Raw genomic sequence first — 15265 nt, forward strand, 5'->3', positions numbered from 1 at the left:
CTAACGCGGCGTGAGCGGTGAAACCTCCCACATCGGGCGCTACAGGTTACTCAGCGTGCTGGGACGCGGCGGCATGGGCACGGTCCACCTGGCCGAGGACCCGGCTGGGCAACGGGTCGCCGTCAAGGTGATCAACCCGGAGCTCAGCCAGCACGAGCAGTTCCGCATGCGCTTTCGCAGGGAGGCCGACGCCGCTCAGCGAGTCCGCCGCTTCTGCACGGCCGCGGTGATCGAGGCCGCGCTCGACGGCGGCCAGCTCTACGTGGTCACCGAATACGTGCCAGGGCCCAACCTCGAAGAGGCCGTCCGCCGGTCCGGCCCCCTGCGCGGCTCCAGCCTCGACGCGCTGGCCGTCAGCGTGGCCACCGCGCTCACCGCCATCCACGGGGCCGGGGTGGTGCACAGGGACCTCAAGCCGTCCAACGTGTTGTTGTCGCCCGTCGGGCCGCGCGTGATCGACTTCGGCATCGCGCGGGCGCTCGACACGCTCGGCGGCCTCACGGGCACCGGCGAATTGGTGGGCACGCCCCGCTACATGGCTCCTGAGGTGCTGCGGGGCGATCCGGTCTCCCCGGCCTGCGACGTGTTCTCGTGGGGCTGCCTGGTGGCGTACGCGGCCAGCGGGCGGGCGCCCTTCGGCGGCGACACGCTGCCCGCGATCCTCTACCAGGTGCTCAACACCGAGCCCGACCTCAGCGAGGTCGAGCCCGGCCTGCGCGAGCTGGTCGGGGCGGCGCTGCTGAAGGACCCGGCCCAGCGGCCCACGGCCCAGCAGCTCCTCGACCACCTCGTCGGGCGGTCGGCCGCGCCGGAGCAGGCGGCGCGGACCGTGCAGGTGGCCTGGCAGCAGGCCGCCACCACGTCGTTGACGCAGAGCCTGCCGGACCGGCCGCGTGGCAAGCTGATCGCCGTGATCGCGGCCGTCGTGGCCGTGGTGGCGGCCGTCGCCGTGGGCGCGTGGGCGGTGCTCACCCCCGGTGGGCCGCCCGGCGACCTGGGCGTCCTGTACGCCGAGGACTTCACCCAGACCTCCGGCGGCTGGGAGGGCACCTACGACCCCGCCGCCGCCTCCAGCTACGGCTACCGCACCGACGGCACGTACGGGCTGGACGTGGGGGGAACCTGGGAGGAGCGGCGGGCCAAGGCGCCCGCCCCCTTCATCGTCGCCACGCCGACCACCACGCCCGAGCCGTCGGCCACGCCCACGCCGATGTTGCCCACCACCGTGCTCGTCGGCGTCACCGCCGAGGTCAAGAGGTCGACCGGGACCGGCGAGTACGGCGTCTACTGCCACAACGCCGACGACGGCTCCTACTACGAGTTCGCGCTCGACACGACGGGGAAGGCCAGGATCCGGCGCGTCTACGACGGGTCCGGCAGCACGCTGGCCCAGCCCGTCCAGCTCGACGAGCCGGCCGGCAAGGCGCGGATGGTGGCCTCCTGCGAGCAGCGCGGGGCGACCGTGCGGCTGACGTTGTGGGTGAACGACAAGCGCGTGCACCAGGTGGACGATCCGAACGGGATCGGGAACGGATTCGTCGGGCTGTTCGCGCGGACGCCCAAGGACGACCGGTCGCTGCTGAAGACGACGTTCGACGACTTCGAGCTCCGCGGCGAGAAGGCGCCGCAGGGGCTCGGGCGGCGGTAGCCACCGAAGCTTCATGGCGCCGGAAGGCGGCGGCGTGCGCTCGGCCTCACGGCGCCGGAAGGCGGCGGCGTGCGCTCGGCCTCACGGCGCCGGAAAGCGGCGGCGTGCGCAAGGCCGAGCGGACTGCGGCGTCCGCTATGTCGTACTGCCCCCGGCGGCCCCCACCTCGTGCCCGATCGGGGTGGCGCCCGTGGCCGGCTGCTGCGGCGGCGGGGAGAAGGTGCGCACCGTGGCGGGCTCGGCGGCCCGGGTGGAGCGGGAGGCCCGCTGCAGGCGGGTCAGCTCGCGTACCGTGGCCGCGCACAGCAGGGCGGCCACCGCGGCGCAGCTCAGCTCGGGCAGCCCCACCCCCGTCAGATCCCCTGCCGAGGAGCCGAGCGGCAGCCGGATCGTGATGAGCGCGAGCATGGCCAGCCAGCTCACCCACCATCCCAGCAGCAGCGTCAGCCACCGCCCGCGCTGCCCGGCCGGTGGCCTGGCGCCGCGCCACACCTCGTCGACGAGCACCGCGGGCGCCACCAGGTTGAGACCCGGGAGCAGCCAGGAGGCGGCCACCGGACCCGAGGCGGCGGAGCGGTCGTTGGCCTGTCTGGCCCGCACGAGCCAGGTCACGTAAGCGGCGGCGGCGGCCACGGTGGTGCCCGCGACCAGCATCATCAAGACCGCGAACGTCGTCACCTCGCCCACCACCGCCTCCGCGTCGGCCCCCTGAGGCCGGCCGCCGAACGTGGCGAGCCGGGTGGCGAGCTCACGCCCGCGGAGCTGTTCGAAGAGCACGAGGGCGCCGAGGGAGAAGACCTGGGCGGCTAGCGTCACGTATACGGCAAAAGCGGCTTTCGCGGGCGATGCCTGGGTGTAGCGCACGTTGTTCTCCCCCCGGGCCATGCGCTGAGGTTCTGATTCACTTGTATCCCGCGAGCCCCGCTGTTAATCAGCTCACCACGCCGGATTCCCACGCCCAAGCAGCGATTTCTACCCGATTGCGGACACCGAGCTTGGCCTGGATGCTGCCGAGGTGCGTCTTGACCGTCGAGAGCGACACGAACAACTCCGCCGCCATCTCCTGATTGGTCCGCCCTCGCGCCACCAGCCGCACCACGTCCAGCTCGCGATCGGTCAGCGGGTCGTTCGCGGCCTGCGGGGCCCGCTTCGGCTGGGCCAGGTGCCGCAGCAGCCGTACGGTCACCGAGGGCGACACCAGCGCGTCACCCGCCGCGGCCGCCTTGACCGCCTCGATCAGCAGGGTGGGCCCGCTGTCCTTGAGCAGGAAACCGGTGGCGCCCGCGCGGAGCGCGCCATAGACGTACTCGTCCAGGTCGAACGTGGTCACGATGACCACCCGCAGCGGATGGTCCACGCCGGGCCCCGCCAGCGCCCTGGTCACCTCCAGACCGTCCAGCTTGGGCATCCTGATGTCCAGCAGGCACACGTCCGGCCTGAGCCGCCTGGCCTCGGCCACCGCCTCGGCGCCGTCGGCCACGGCGGCCACGACCTCCATGTCCGGCTGGGCGTCCAAAATCATCTGAAAGCCGGTGCGTACCAACTGTTGGTCGTCCGCGATGAGAACCCGAATAGTCACGGCCCAACTCTAAGGATCAGCCGTCCGGACGAGGCGGGCACGGCCGGCACGCCTGGTTCCTGCTGATCGTTCCGAGACCGATCAAGCTGACGAATCGCCTAGAGGGTCGTCCCTGATCTGACGGAGCAGTGCCCGGCCACCATTCCAAGCAGCCGGGCACGCGCTATTGAGTCAGCTAAGCAGGTCGAACTCACCCAAGCGAACACCGCCGGTGAAAGCTCGCCACTCATCGGGGGTGAAGAGCAGGACGCTACCCGCGCGGTTCTTGCTGTCTCGCACGGCGATACGCTCGCCGACCACGGCAACCTCCACGCATTGGCCGTTGCCGCCGCTGAGGCTGCTGGTGCGCCAGACCGCCGCAGTAAGATCGACTTTTTCCATCAGATCCTCCTCTCAGGTTTCGTCGAGCACGGTGGCCAAGAAGGTGTCTGTCGCCTCCGGGCTGGCAGCCACGGCCTGAAGGTGCTCAAACATCAGGTTAAACCTCTTGACATCTTCTGGACTTTCCAGAAAGAGGTCGTTCGCGCTGGATTCCATGTAGACCACATCCTGAGCCTCGGAGAAGCGAAGGATCGCGAAAGCTCCGTACATGCCAGGATGCGATCCGCTTTCATTTGGGATCAGTTGCAAGGTGATGTTGGGCTGCTGAATCGAATCTCTGAGCTTCTGAATCTGAGCGCGCATAACAGCCCTGCCGCCGACGATCCGTCGCAGTACGGCCTCGTCTATCACGGCGTTGAGCACCAGCGGTTGATCCCGTGTCAAACGTGTTTGCCGTTCCAGTCGCGCTGACACTCGGTTCTCGACTTCGCCTTCTGGCACCTGTGGCGATGATCCAATGATTACAGCTCTCGCGTAGTCTTCGGTCTGGACAAGGCCGGGCATGAACGAAGACTCGTAGTTGAGCAAGCTCTCTGCCTCATGCTCGAAACCGATATAGGCCGCGTAAGGGCCGGGCAGATGCTCCGATGCGGGCTGCAACCAAGTCTGATCAGACGCAGCTTTGAGAAGCGCCTCCAGTTCCTGCCGCTGATCGTCCGTTACGCCATATAGATCCAAAAGTGTCCGCAATGTGCGGGCTTGTGGCTTCACTTTGGCGGATTCAAGGCGGAACAGCGTGGACGGGACGAGACCTGTCGCTTCGGCTACTTGCTGAGAGGTTAGATCGGCGTTGCTCCTGAGTTGGCGCAATTCATAAGCAAGCCGACGAAGACGGGTCGTTGGGGCCTTGTGACGTGCCACGCCGGACAGCTTAGCGGATTCCATAGCTGTAATCGCAAATGCGCTATTGCATTTGGGCTACTGCTCATGCACGATAGCTTCGAAGGCAGAGCGTGCACCAGCAGAATCTGCCGCATCCCCCCACATTCAGGGAAGTTTCGCCATGCCTGCTAGTGCTCACGAAGCGCAACGAATGAGCCACATTCTGCAACTGGCGGAAGATTTGGTCGTTTTGGGGGCGAGGGTGAGCGTGGCGCAGGGCTCGGTAGAAGGGTGCCCGGATTTTCTCGTGAGACCTTATTCAGGGCGTAAAAGGTATCGGGTAAGAATTGTGAAATATAAGGACGATGACGTCTTTTCGTGGGGGCTATGGCCTTGGACGCGAGTTGGTGTGGCGGTGCGTGATGCGCCCATCGCGATTCTTGAGCGGATGGTGCCGTAATGGGCAGGGTCCGGGAACTAGGCGGGTTCTGGTTGCCAGGGGTTGCGGCATCGGTGCCCGTGGCGCGGCAGTGCGTCAAGGCGGTCCTGGCGGGGGTGTGCTGCGACTTCGATGACGTGCTGCTGGTGGTCAGCGAGTTGGTCTCGAACGCGGTCAGGCACACCCGCTCAGGGGTTTCTGGGGGTCGGGTCCGGGTCGTGATCGAACTGGTCGCGGATGACGTGATCGGTGTCGAGGTGATCGATGACGGGTCTGCGGTTGTGCCCTATCCGTGCAAGCCAGGCGAGGACCGGACGGATGGGAGGGGGCTGTGGCTGGTCGATGATCTGACCGAGAAGTGGGGAGTGCGGCGGTTCGGTCAGGACCAGTCCGTGGTCTGGGCGCAGGTGCCGGTAGAGGCCAAGAAGGCGGAGGTCTTGACCACGGAGAAGGCCGCCGTCACGTACGCGGATGTCCCTCCTTGAGGTGGCAGGCGATAGCGGCGGAGGTCGTGATTCATGGCCCGGAGCACGGCCCCGCGCACACGCGGGCTCATGCACTTCAAGACCGGGGTGCGGGTCACCTGCGGAAACGGGGTTAGCGGCCGTTCATGGTCGCGTCGGGGAGTGACTGTTCAACCGCCTCCGGCGTGCCCACCACGACCGTCAGCTCCTCCTTGGTCTGCTTGGCCGCCGCGTTACCGAAAACCCGCGCCTTTCCCAGGTCCTCGGCCTCGACGGTGACGAACATCCGGGTGGGGGTGCACCACAGCGTCACCGTGCTCTCCGAGCTGACTCCGGCCATGGGTTCCTTGGGCCCCGCGAAACCCTCCTCCGAGGTGATGACGTTCCCCTCGGACTTCTCAGGTCTTCGCTCAGGTTGAAGGCGGCGCTGGAGGACCCCTGGTCGGCGAGCCCGCACACACCCTTGCTGTGGATTTAGGCGGCCAGGTCGTACTTCGCGACCTGGATCCGCGCCAGCACCTTGTCCGCTTCATCCGGTATCCCCGACCTGGAGGCCGAAGGCGGCACCGCCGAGCGTCTTGCCGTACGGCGTTCGTCAGCAGGATCAGCCGTTCGGACGAGGCGGGATGGACGCACGGCCGATCCGCCGCACCCCGCTCCGCCGGGAGCCTGTACGTCATGAACGACGTACTTGTTGGACGGGCCCTGACCAAGCGGTTCGGGCAGACGGTGGCCTTGGGCGGCGTGGACATCGCCGTACGAGCCGGTGAAGCGGTGGCGATCATGGGCCCGAGCGGCTCCGGCAAGTCGACGCTCCTGCACTGCCTGGCCGGGATCATGAAACCGGACGGGGGCGAGGTACACCTGCTCGGGCAGCGCATCGACACCATGGGCGAGCGCCGGCGCAGCGCGCTGCGCCGCACCCGCTTCGGCTTCGTCTTCCAGTTCGGCCAGCTTCTGCCGGAGTTGCCCGCCGAGGAGAACGTGGCGCTCCCGCTGATGCTGGGCGGGGTGGCCAGGGCCCAGGCGGTACGGCAGGCGCGCGAGTGGTTCGCGCCCCTCGGCCTGCACGCCATGGAGGGCCGGCGGCCGGGGGAGTTGTCCGGCGGCCAGGCCCAGCGTGTGGCCATCGCCAGGGCGCTGGTGAGCAAGCCGGCCGTGGTGTTCGCCGACGAGCCCACGGGGGCGCTCGACCAGCAGACCGGGCAGGACACCATGCGGCTGCTGGTGGAGGCGACCCGGCACAACGACGCCTCGCTGATCGTCGTCACCCACGACCCGAACGTGGCCGCCTGGTGCGACCGCACGGTCGAGGTCCGCGACGGCCGCCTCCTGGCCGTGGGCGGGGTGCGCGGATGAACCTCGGCCTGACCTGGCGGCTGCTCAGGGGAGCCGGTCGCAGGGGCCTGCTGGGCACCTGGCTCACGCTGGGCGCGGTGGCCGTGTCCACGGCGTTGTTGCTGTTCGCCGTGGCGGTGAACTTCGCCTTCGACGCCAGGGCCGAACGCGGCGCCTGGCGCAACCCGGTCCCGGCCACGGCGGGCGCGGTGGCGATCGAGGCCTCCCGCTACGACTACGTACGCGACCAGGCGATCACCGTCGTCGACCTGGCCGCGCTCGGCAGGGACGCGCCCGCGCCGCCCGGAATGCCGCGTTTCCCCCAGCCGGGCGAGGTATGGCTGTCCCCGGCCCTCGCCGCGCTCGCCGAGCGGCTGCCCGCCGGCGAACTGGCCAAGCGCTATCCCGAACCCAAGGGCGTGCTCGGCGACGAGGCGCTGGTCCATCCGGACGAGCTGGTGGCGGTCGTCGGCCACGGGCCGGACGCCCCTGAGGTGACCGCGTCCCGCGCCGACGACTGGGTCGTGGCCAAGCCGCCGACCAAGGTGGCCACGCTGGCGGGCGCGACGAGCGAGGACGCGGAGGCGTACCGCATGCTCTCGCTCGTCGCGAGCGTGCTCATGGCGGTGCCGCTGCTGGTCTTCGGCGGCGCGGCGGCCCGGCTCACGGTGGCCAGACGCGATCAGCGACTGGCGGCGCTCAGGCTCATCGGAGCGACGCCCGGCCAGGTGGTGGGCATGACCGTGGCGGAGGCGGTGATCGTCGCGCTGGCCGGCGCCCTCGCCGGCGCCGTCGTCTTCGCCGTGGCCGCGCCGCTGCTGGCCGGGGTCGAGATACAGGGCGGACCGTGGTTCGTCTCCGACCTGTTCCCCGATCCGCTGGTGCTGGCGGGGGTGCTGGTCGCGGTGCCGCTGCTGGTGGGGCTCTCGGCGGTGGCCGGGCTGCGGCGCGTCGTGGTGAGCCCGCTCGGCGTGGCCAAGCGGCAGACGCCGCCCGCCCTGCGGTTCGTACGGGTGCTCGTGCTGCTGGCCGCGCTGGCCGTCGTGGTGACCGCCCTGGGCAGCGACGCCGACGCGGCCACCATGGACCGGGCGCGCACCGCGCTCGCCGGGCTCGTTCCCGGCCGCACCCCCACGACCGAGGCCGACGACCAGCGCTTCGGCAGCCAGATCCTGGCCGACATCCGCGTGGGCACCGTGGTGGTGCTCTCCGCGTCGTTCCTCGTGGCCATCGCCAGCGCGGGCATCACGGCCGCGTCGTCGATCCTGGACCGGCGGCAGACGTACGGGTTGCTGCGGCTCGCGGGCACGCCGCTGGAGGTGCTCGACCAGGCCCGGCGCGCGGAGACACTCATCCCGCTCACGGTCATGGGCGGCGGGGCGATCCTGGCCGGGGTGTTCTGCGCGGTGCCCTTCATGATCGGCGGGGTGAGCACGGTCGGGGTGATCACGCTGGTGGGCTGCGTGGTGGCCGGCTTCGCGGGCGTGATCGGGGCGGGCGCCCTGAGCCGGCCGCTGCTGAGAACGGTCACCGAAGACCCGGCCCCACGCCCGGACTGACCGCCGTGCCGAGGCCCCGGGCCTTCGATGCGATCAGCCGAGGACCAGGTCGCGGACCTGCTTCAGGGAGGGCTCGTCGCGTGGCCCCATGACCAGCAGGCTCGTGACCGGGCTCTTGTGCCACAACTCCAGCCGTTCTTTGATCCGCCCAGGCGGCCCCACGAGCGAGATGCCGTCGGCCAGCTCGTCCGGGATCGCCCGGAACGCCTCATCCTTCTTCCCCGCCAGATAGAGCGACTGGATGTGCTCGGCGGCCTCGGCGTACCCCATCCGGCCGATGATGTCGGCGTGGAAGTTGCGATGCCTGGCGCCCATGCCGCCGATGTACAGCGTCAGCATCATCTTCACGCCGTCCAGCGCGGCCCGGATGTCGTCGGAGATCACCACCATCACCATGGCGGCCACGTCGAAGTCCTCGGAAGCCCCCGACAGCGCCGAGCCGTACATCTCCTCGATCTTGCTGGGGAACGCGAACAGCGGCAGCCAGCCCTGGGTCAGCTCAGCGGCCAGCGCGACGTTCTTCGGACCTTCCGCGCCGAGATAGACGGGAATGTCCGGGCGGAGCGGGTGCGTGATGAGCTTGAGGGGTTTGCCCAGCTCGCCCGGCAGCGGCAGCGGGTAGTGCGGGCCGTCGTTCATCACGGGCTCCTCGCGGCGCCACACCTTGCGCATGATCTCGACGTACTCGCGGGTCCTGGCCAGGGGTTTGGCGAACGGCTGGCCGTACCAGCCCTCCACGACCTGCGGCCCCGAGGCGCCCACGCCGAGCAGCAGCCGGCCGCCGGTGAGGTGGTCGAGGGTCATCGCGGTCATCGCCGTCGTGACGGGCGGCCGGGCCGAGATCTGGGCGATCGAGGTGCCCAGCTTGATGCGGGTCGTCCGCGCGCCGTACCAGGCGAGCGGGGTGAACACATCACTCCCGTACGCCTCCGCCGTCCACACCGAGTCGTAGCCGAGGCGCTCGGCGGCCAGCACCGCTTCGGTCGCGTCGTAGGCGTTGCGCTGCCAGTAGCCGAGATTCAGGCCAAGCTTCATAGGACACCTCCGGAATTAAGTTCTATTACGGCTCGCCCGGCCCTTGGTGTCAATGGAGGATCATCCGGGGTAGTCACACTCTGTGCGCAAGGCTCTCCTTCGTCTCGCCTGCCTGCTGCTTCTTCTGCTGCCGGCGGCAGAGCCGACGCTGGCCGAAGGCGTCTCCCGGCCGAACATCGTGCTCGTGATGGCCGACGATCTCGAAGCCGGCACCCTGCAGTATTTCCCGAACATCAACGAGCATCTCGTCCGCCAGGGGGCCTCGTTCGACCGCTTCTTCGTGACGAACTCCTGGTGCTGCCCCTCCAGGGCATCGATCCTGCGCAGTCAGTACGTCCACAGTCATGGCGTCCTGACCAACACCGCCCCGGAAGGGGGCTTCGACCGCTTCCACAACCTGGGTCTGGAACGTTCCACGATCGGCTCGTGGATGCAGCAGGCCGGATACCGCACGGGGCTGATGGGCAAGTTCCTCAACCACTATCCGGGCCGCACGGCCGAGGAGACGTTCGTGCCGGCGGGCTGGGACGAGTGGGACGTGCCGGTGCGCGCCCTCTACGAGGAGTACGGCTACCGGCTCAACGAGAACGGCAGCCTGTCGGACTACGGCTGGTCCGACGAGGACTACCTGTCGGACGTGCTGGCCCGCAAGGCCCACGACTTCATCACCGGCGCGCGGGACCCGTTCTTCCTCTATCTGGCGCCGGTCGGCCCGCACAACCCGGCCAACCCCGCCGTCCGGCACGCCAACGCCTTCCCCCTGGCGATGGCGCCGCGCACGCCGTCGTTCAACCAGGACGACGTGAGCGACGAGCCGCTCTGGCTGCGCAGCCGCCCCAAGCTCCTCCAGCCGGCCCTCGACGACGTCGACCAGCGCTACCGCGCCAGGTTGCGCTCCATGCTGGGCGTCGACGACCTCGTCGGCTCCGTGATGACCGCCCTGAGCGAGGCGGGCAAGCTCAACAACACCTACGTCTTCTTCACCTCCGACAACGGCTTCCATCTCGGCACGCACCGGCTCAAGCAGGGCAAGACCACGCCGTTCGAGGAGGCGATCAGGATCCCGCTCGTCGTGCGCGGCCCCGACGTGCGGCCCGGCTCCACGATCGGCCACATGGGCGCCACGGTGGATCTCGCCCCGACCTTCGCCGCCCTGGGCGGGGTGGCCACGCCGCCGTTCGTGGAGGGCCGGTCCCTGACGCCGCTGCTGCGCGGCAAGCCGCCGCCGCAGTGGCGCAGGAACGCGCTGATCGAGTTCACCAGGCCGGCCAACCGCGCGTCGGCCGCCCAGACGCCGGTGCCGGCCTATCGAGCGTTGCGCACGGAGCGGCATACCTATGTCCGGTATGAGACGGGGGAGACGCAGCTCTACGACCTGAACACGGATCCGTACCAGCTCCACAATCTGGTGGGGAGTGCCGATCCCGGGTTACTGCGTGACCTTGAGGAGCGGTTGCAGGCGATGGCGTCCTGCTCGGGGGCCTCGTGCCGGATCGCTGACGCCCGCGGGTGACCGCCGGGGTCAGCTAGGGAAGAGTGCCGGGTACGCGTGCGCCAGATGCTCCGACACCGCTCGCCCGGCCTCCTCGGCGTCACCGGCTTCGATGGACGCCAGGATGCGCACGTGGTCGGCGCGCAGGATCGAGGTGTCGCCGAGGCGTTGCACCGCTTCGACCGAGTATCTCCGCATCGAGTCGCGCAACGACCGCATGATGGCGGCGATGAGCCGGTTGCCCGACGCGTCCGCGATCGCGCAGTGGAAGGCGGTGTCGTGCTCCACGAACTCCTCCGCCGTCCGCGCCTCGTCCATCCCGGCGAGGGCGGCGGAGAGGGCGGAGGTGTCGGCGCGGCCGGTGGCAGCGAGGGAGGCCGCCCATTGCTCGATCATGTGCCGGGTGTCGATCACCTCGCGCATCTCCAGGCTGGCCAGGCCGAGGTGCAGCCGGAGCAGGTCCGTCAGCGCCGAGTCGGGACGCGCGATGAGCACGGCCCCGGCGTCGGGGCCCCGGCCCACCTGGGAGGAGACCACGCCGAGGGTCTCCAGCACGCGCATGGCCTCCCGGACTGAGGAACGGCTGACGCCGAGCTGCTCGGCGAGCTGGCGCTCGGCGGGCAGGCGGTCGCCCGCCGTGAGGCCGTCCTCGGCGATCCGCCGCTCGATCTGAGCGATGACGTCCTCGAACGTCCGCGTCCGCTTGACGGGACGCCAGCCGCTGCCCTCCAACGAAGCCCCTCCCTCGTGGTGGCCGGAATGAATGTGGTTGGGTATGGTCTGACCATACTGTGGTCGGACCATACCTTGGAAGGAGAGTCGTGCGAGTCGCCCTGTTCATCACCTGTGTGAACGACACGCTCTTTCCCGGCACCGGCAAGGCCGTCGTGTCGCTGCTGCGCCGGCTCGGCTGCGACGTGGAGTTTCCCGCCGCCCAGACGTGCTGCGGCCAGATGCACGTCAACACGGGATACCGCGAGGAGGGGGTGCGGCTGGCGCGCCACTTCACGGAGGTCTTCGCCGGGTACGACGCCGTGGTCGCGCCCTCGGGGTCGTGCGCCGCGATGGTGCGCGAGCAGTATCCGAAGCTGGCCCGCCCGGGCAGCAAGGGTGCGGCGGCCATCGCGGAGATCACGCCGAAGGTCTACGAGCTGTCCGAGTTCCTGATCGACGTCCTGAAGACAGACGACGTAGGCGCATATTTCCCGCACCGGGTTACCTATCACCCGACGTGCCACTCGCTTCGCGGGCTCCGCCTGGGCGACCGTCCCACCCGGCTGCTGAACAACGTCCGGGGCCTGGAGCTGGTGCCGCTGCCGGGCGCCGAGGAGTGTTGCGGCTTCGGCGGCACGTTCGCGGTCAAGAACCCGGCCGTCTCCGCGGCGATGGGCGCCGACAAGGTCAGGGGCATCCTCGACACGGGCGCCGAGGTGCTCTGCGCGGCGGACAACTCCTGCCTGATGCACATCGGGGGCACCTTGCGCCGGCAGCAGACGGGCGTCAGGACCATGCACCTGGCCGAGATCCTCGCAGCGACGGAGGAGGCCCAATGAGCGCCACCTTCCTTGGCATGCCAGGAAATTTCCCGGAGAACGCCGCGAAAGCCGTACAGAACTCGCAGCTTCGCTACAACCTCCGCAAAGCCACGCACACCATCCGCGGCAAGCGAGCCACGGTCGTCGGCGAGCTGCCCGACTGGCAGGAGCTCCGCGCCGCCGGAAAGGCGATCAAGGACCACACCCTCCGCCACCTCGACCGCTACCTGGTCCAGCTCGAAGCGGCCGTGACCGGGGCGGGCGGCACCGTCCACTGGGCGAGGGACGCCGCCGAGGCCAACCGCATCGTCGCGGGCCTGGTCAAGGCCACCGGCGAGACCGAGGTGGTCAAGGTCAAGTCGATGGCCACCCAGGAGATCGAGCTCAACGAGGCGCTGGCCGAGCAGGGCATCACCGCGTACGAGACGGACCTTGCCGAGCTGATCGTCCAGCTCGGCGACGACTTCCCCAGCCACATCCTGGTCCCCGCGATCCACCGCAACCGGTCGGAGATCCGCGAGATCTTCCTGGACAAGATGCCCGACGTCCCGGCCGGCCTGACCGACGACCCGCCCGCGCTCGCCGAAGCCGCCCGGCTCCACCTGCGCGAACGCTTCCTGAGGAGCAAGGTCGCCATCTCCGGCGCCAACTTCATGGTGGCCGAGACCGGCACGCTCGTGGTGCTGGAGTCGGAGGGCAACGGCCGCATGTGCCTGACGCTCCCGGAGACGCTCATCAGCGTCGTCGGGATCGAGAAGCTTCTGCCCTCCTGGCGGGACCTGGAGGTGTTCCTCCAGCTCCTGCCCAGAAGCTCCACGGGCGAGCGGATGAATCCCTATACGAGCATGTGGACGGGCGCCGTCGAAGGTCAGGACTTCCACCTGGTCCTGCTCGACAACGGCCGCACGGACGTGCTCGCGGACGAGGTCGGCCGCCAGGCGCTGCGCTGCATCCGCTGCTCGGCCTGCCTGAACGTGTGCCCCGTGTACGAGCGCGCGGGCGGCCACGCGTACGGCTCGGTCTATCCGGGCCCGATCGGCGCGATCCTGACCCCGCAGCTCAGAGGCATGACCTCCGACCTGGACGCCTCGCTGCCGTTCGCGTCCAGTCTGTGCGGGGCCTGCTACGACGTCTGCCCGGTCGCCATCGACATCCCGGAGGTCCTGGTGGACCTGCGGGCCAAGGCCCCGCACGCGGCGGCGGAGCGCGCCGGCATGAAGGTGGCCGGCTGGATACTCAACGACCACGAACGGCTGGCCAAGGCCCAGCGCGCGGCCATGCGGCTGCGCAAGCTGGTGCCCAAGCGGCTGCCGGGGCCGCTGTCGGCGTGGACCGACACCAGGGACGTGCCGGAGATTCCGGAAGAATCCTTCAGAGACTGGTGGGAGCGGAATGAGCGCGCGTGAGGAGATTCTCGCCAAGATCGGCCGGGCCGTCGCCGGTGCGGCGGACGTGGAGATTCCCCGCCACTACCGCATGACGCAGGAGGGAACGGATCTCGTGCGGTTGTTCGCCGAGCGGGTGGACGACTACCGGGCGATCGTGCACGTGCTGCCGGCCGCGGAGGTGCCCGGCAGGATCGAGGCGAGCGTCGCCGGACGCCGCATGATCGTCCCCGACGGCTTCGACCGCGCAGGCGGCTGGGACGACCTCGGCACGGCCGACGGCGTGATCACCGGCTGCGCCGTGGCCATCGCGGAGACCGGCACGATCGTCCTCGACCACGGCCCCGGCCAGGGCGCCCGCGCGCAGACGCTGGTCCCCGACTACCACCTGTGCGTGGTCAGGGCCGACCAGATCGTGGCCGGGGTGCCGGAGGCCCTCGCCAGGCTCGATCCGGCCCGCCCCCTCACCTGGATCAGCGGCCCGTCGGCCACCAGCGACATCGAGCTGAACCGGGTCGAGGGCGTCCACGGCCCCCGAACCCTGGAAGTGATCATCAGTACCTGAGCACCGCGGCCACGTCCTTGACGTCGTCGGTGAACCACAACTCCGCGTCGGTCATCGCGGCCGCCCTGACCAGCGCGGAGTCGGCGCGCTCCTGGACCGGCTCGGCCACGCCCCAGCGGTGCAGCTCGCCGGCGTCGGTGGCGAGCTGCGTGCCGCCCTCGCCGATCCAGATGGGGTGCGGCAGCTCACCGGGCATGAGCACCGCCTGCACCCGGCCCTCGCACAGGGCGTGCGCGACCCGGGCCAGCCCGGCGGGCCCCGAGGACTCCTGATGCCGCTCCAGCAGCTCGGCGCGCCTGCGGTCGAGCCAGTCGTCGAGGGCCCGCTCCACGTCCTCCTCGAACTGCCCGTGGTCGGAGCGGCTGCCGTGCTCGACCATCATCACCCGGTCGGCGGACTTGGTGCCGAGATGCTGCAGCAGGTACGAGCGCGACTTCGGCTCGCCGGCCACCAGGATCAGCTCCGCGCCGGTCCGGCGTACCTGCTCGTCGACCTCGTGGGCGACGGCGACCGCGTTCTTCTCCCACGTCTCGTCGACCGCCCGCTCATACCGTTTCTGCGACCAGCCGCCCTGCGCGGTCTTCTGCAGCGGCCACGAGGCGGCCTCGACGATGGCCGTGCGCGGCGCTCCGCCGCCGAACACCGTCAGCTCGGCCCCCGCGTGGTCCACGATCACCCGCAGATGCGGCACGTTCTCGCCGCGCCGCATGAGCATGGGGGTGATCTGCGGCAGCGCGGACCACGCCGCCAGCTCGTACGGCACGCCCGGCAGCGTCTCGGCCAGCGCCACCTCCCCGTGCCTGCCGAACAGCGCCCGCCCCGGCGCGGGTGCCAGGGCCTCCGGCTCCAGAGCGTCCAGGGTCGCCTGGCCTGCCCGGCCGTCAAGGTCCATCAGACCTTCGAGCCGGTCACGCACGCCGTGCCAGTGCGACCTTCGCTCCGGTCCGGTGAGCGCGCCGAGGTACACCGACGCGTACGGGCCGCGCCGCTCGTACAGCGGCCGGATGAAGTCGAGCCGCACCG

16 protein-coding genes are annotated in these 15265 nt (G+C 69.8%); 8 read left to right on the forward strand and 8 right to left on the reverse strand.

The genetic code is table 11. The annotated features are described in order from the left end of the window. Positions 1-10 precede the first annotated feature (10 nt). Positions 11-1648, forward strand: coding sequence for a serine/threonine-protein kinase (locus ACWD0F_RS10800; RefSeq protein WP_449874058.1), 1638 nt, complete (start codon positions 11-13; stop codon positions 1646-1648). A 135-nt stretch (positions 1649-1783) separates the two neighbouring features. On the opposite strand, the gene ACWD0F_RS10805 is transcribed toward ACWD0F_RS10800, so the two are convergent. The 4 genes from ACWD0F_RS10805 to ACWD0F_RS10820 all read right to left on the reverse strand — a co-directional run bounded on the left by ACWD0F_RS10805 (position 1784) and on the right by ACWD0F_RS10820 (position 4469). After that, a complete protein-coding gene (locus tag ACWD0F_RS10805; protein ID WP_449874060.1) occupies positions 1784-2533 on the reverse strand; it encodes a DUF4328 domain-containing protein in 750 nt (249 codons plus the stop codon). Positions 2534-2579: 46 nt separating this feature from the next. Then, on the reverse strand, positions 2580-3227 hold the full coding sequence (locus ACWD0F_RS10810; protein ID WP_449874062.1) for a response regulator: 648 nt from the start codon (positions 3225-3227) through the stop codon (positions 2580-2582). Positions 3228-3398: 171 nt separating this feature from the next. Beyond that, positions 3399-3608 carry a DUF397 domain-containing protein gene (locus tag ACWD0F_RS10815; RefSeq protein ID WP_449874064.1) on the reverse strand — a complete coding sequence of 70 codons (210 nt, stop codon included), beginning with the start codon at positions 3606-3608 and terminating at the stop codon, positions 3399-3401. Between the two features lie 12 nt (positions 3609-3620). Then, a complete protein-coding gene (locus tag ACWD0F_RS10820) occupies positions 3621-4469 on the reverse strand; it encodes a helix-turn-helix domain-containing protein (protein WP_449874065.1) in 849 nt (282 codons plus the stop codon). A 474-nt stretch (positions 4470-4943) separates the two neighbouring features. On the opposite strand from ACWD0F_RS10820, the gene ACWD0F_RS10825 reads away from it, so the two are divergent. Then, positions 4944-5354: an ATP-binding protein gene (locus tag ACWD0F_RS10825; RefSeq protein ID WP_449874067.1), complete on the forward strand. Its 411-nt coding sequence runs from the start codon at positions 4944-4946 to the stop codon at positions 5352-5354. Between the two features lie 112 nt (positions 5355-5466). On the opposite strand, the gene ACWD0F_RS10830 is transcribed toward ACWD0F_RS10825, so the two are convergent. After that, complete coding sequence (locus tag ACWD0F_RS10830) at positions 5467-5673, reverse strand: hypothetical protein (protein ID WP_449874069.1); 207 nt, start codon at positions 5671-5673, stop codon at positions 5467-5469. A gap of 338 nt (positions 5674-6011) precedes the next feature. Here ACWD0F_RS10830 and ACWD0F_RS10835 point away from each other — a divergent pair, with 338 nt between their 5' ends. Together ACWD0F_RS10835 and ACWD0F_RS10840 are read left to right on the forward strand one after the other, a co-directional pair. Further along, positions 6012-6692, forward strand: coding sequence for an ABC transporter ATP-binding protein (locus tag ACWD0F_RS10835; protein ID WP_449874071.1), 681 nt, complete (start codon positions 6012-6014; stop codon positions 6690-6692). Then, complete coding sequence (locus ACWD0F_RS10840; protein ID WP_449874073.1) at positions 6689-8230, forward strand: FtsX-like permease family protein; 1542 nt, start codon at positions 6689-6691, stop codon at positions 8228-8230. The genes ACWD0F_RS10835 and ACWD0F_RS10840 overlap by 4 nt, the downstream gene beginning before the upstream one ends. Before the next feature lie 33 nt (positions 8231-8263). Here the strand turns inward: ACWD0F_RS10840 and ACWD0F_RS10845 are convergent, their stop codons facing one another. Beyond that, positions 8264-9265 carry an LLM class F420-dependent oxidoreductase gene (locus ACWD0F_RS10845; protein ID WP_449874074.1) on the reverse strand — a complete coding sequence of 334 codons (1002 nt, stop codon included), beginning with the start codon at positions 9263-9265 and terminating at the stop codon, positions 8264-8266. Positions 9266-9347: 82 nt separating this feature from the next. Between ACWD0F_RS10845 and ACWD0F_RS10850 the strand changes: the two genes are divergently transcribed. After that, on the forward strand, positions 9348-10778 hold the full coding sequence (locus ACWD0F_RS10850) for a sulfatase family protein (protein WP_449874076.1): 1431 nt from the start codon (positions 9348-9350) through the stop codon (positions 10776-10778). 9 nt (positions 10779-10787) lie between these two features. Here ACWD0F_RS10850 and ACWD0F_RS10855 read toward each other — a convergent pair whose 3' ends face one another. Continuing rightward, positions 10788-11489 (reverse strand): FadR/GntR family transcriptional regulator, encoded by a 702-nt coding sequence (locus tag ACWD0F_RS10855; protein WP_449874077.1) that lies wholly within the window; start codon positions 11487-11489, stop codon positions 10788-10790. A gap of 89 nt (positions 11490-11578) precedes the next feature. Here ACWD0F_RS10855 and ACWD0F_RS10860 point away from each other — a divergent pair, with 89 nt between their 5' ends. From ACWD0F_RS10860 to ACWD0F_RS10870, 3 genes are read left to right on the forward strand one after another with little or no spacing between them, the layout of a single operon-like run. After that, positions 11579-12310 (forward strand): (Fe-S)-binding protein, encoded by a 732-nt coding sequence (locus ACWD0F_RS10860; RefSeq protein WP_449874079.1) that lies wholly within the window; start codon positions 11579-11581, stop codon positions 12308-12310. Then, positions 12307-13698: a lactate utilization protein B gene (locus ACWD0F_RS10865; protein WP_449874081.1), complete on the forward strand. Its 1392-nt coding sequence runs from the start codon at positions 12307-12309 to the stop codon at positions 13696-13698. The genes ACWD0F_RS10860 and ACWD0F_RS10865 overlap by 4 nt, the downstream gene beginning before the upstream one ends. Then, positions 13685-14242, forward strand: a complete 558-nt coding sequence (locus tag ACWD0F_RS10870) for a LutC/YkgG family protein (protein ID WP_449874083.1) — start codon at positions 13685-13687, stop codon at positions 14240-14242. Before ACWD0F_RS10865 ends, ACWD0F_RS10870 begins: the two co-directional genes overlap by 14 nt. Here ACWD0F_RS10870 and ACWD0F_RS10875 read toward each other — a convergent pair. Then, complete coding sequence (locus tag ACWD0F_RS10875) at positions 14232-15263, reverse strand: baeRF2 domain-containing protein (RefSeq protein ID WP_449874085.1); 1032 nt, start codon at positions 15261-15263, stop codon at positions 14232-14234. The genes ACWD0F_RS10870 and ACWD0F_RS10875 overlap by 11 nt on opposite strands. Positions 15264-15265 lie beyond the last annotated feature (2 nt).

The organism is Nonomuraea sp. NPDC002799, assembly GCF_053592075.1.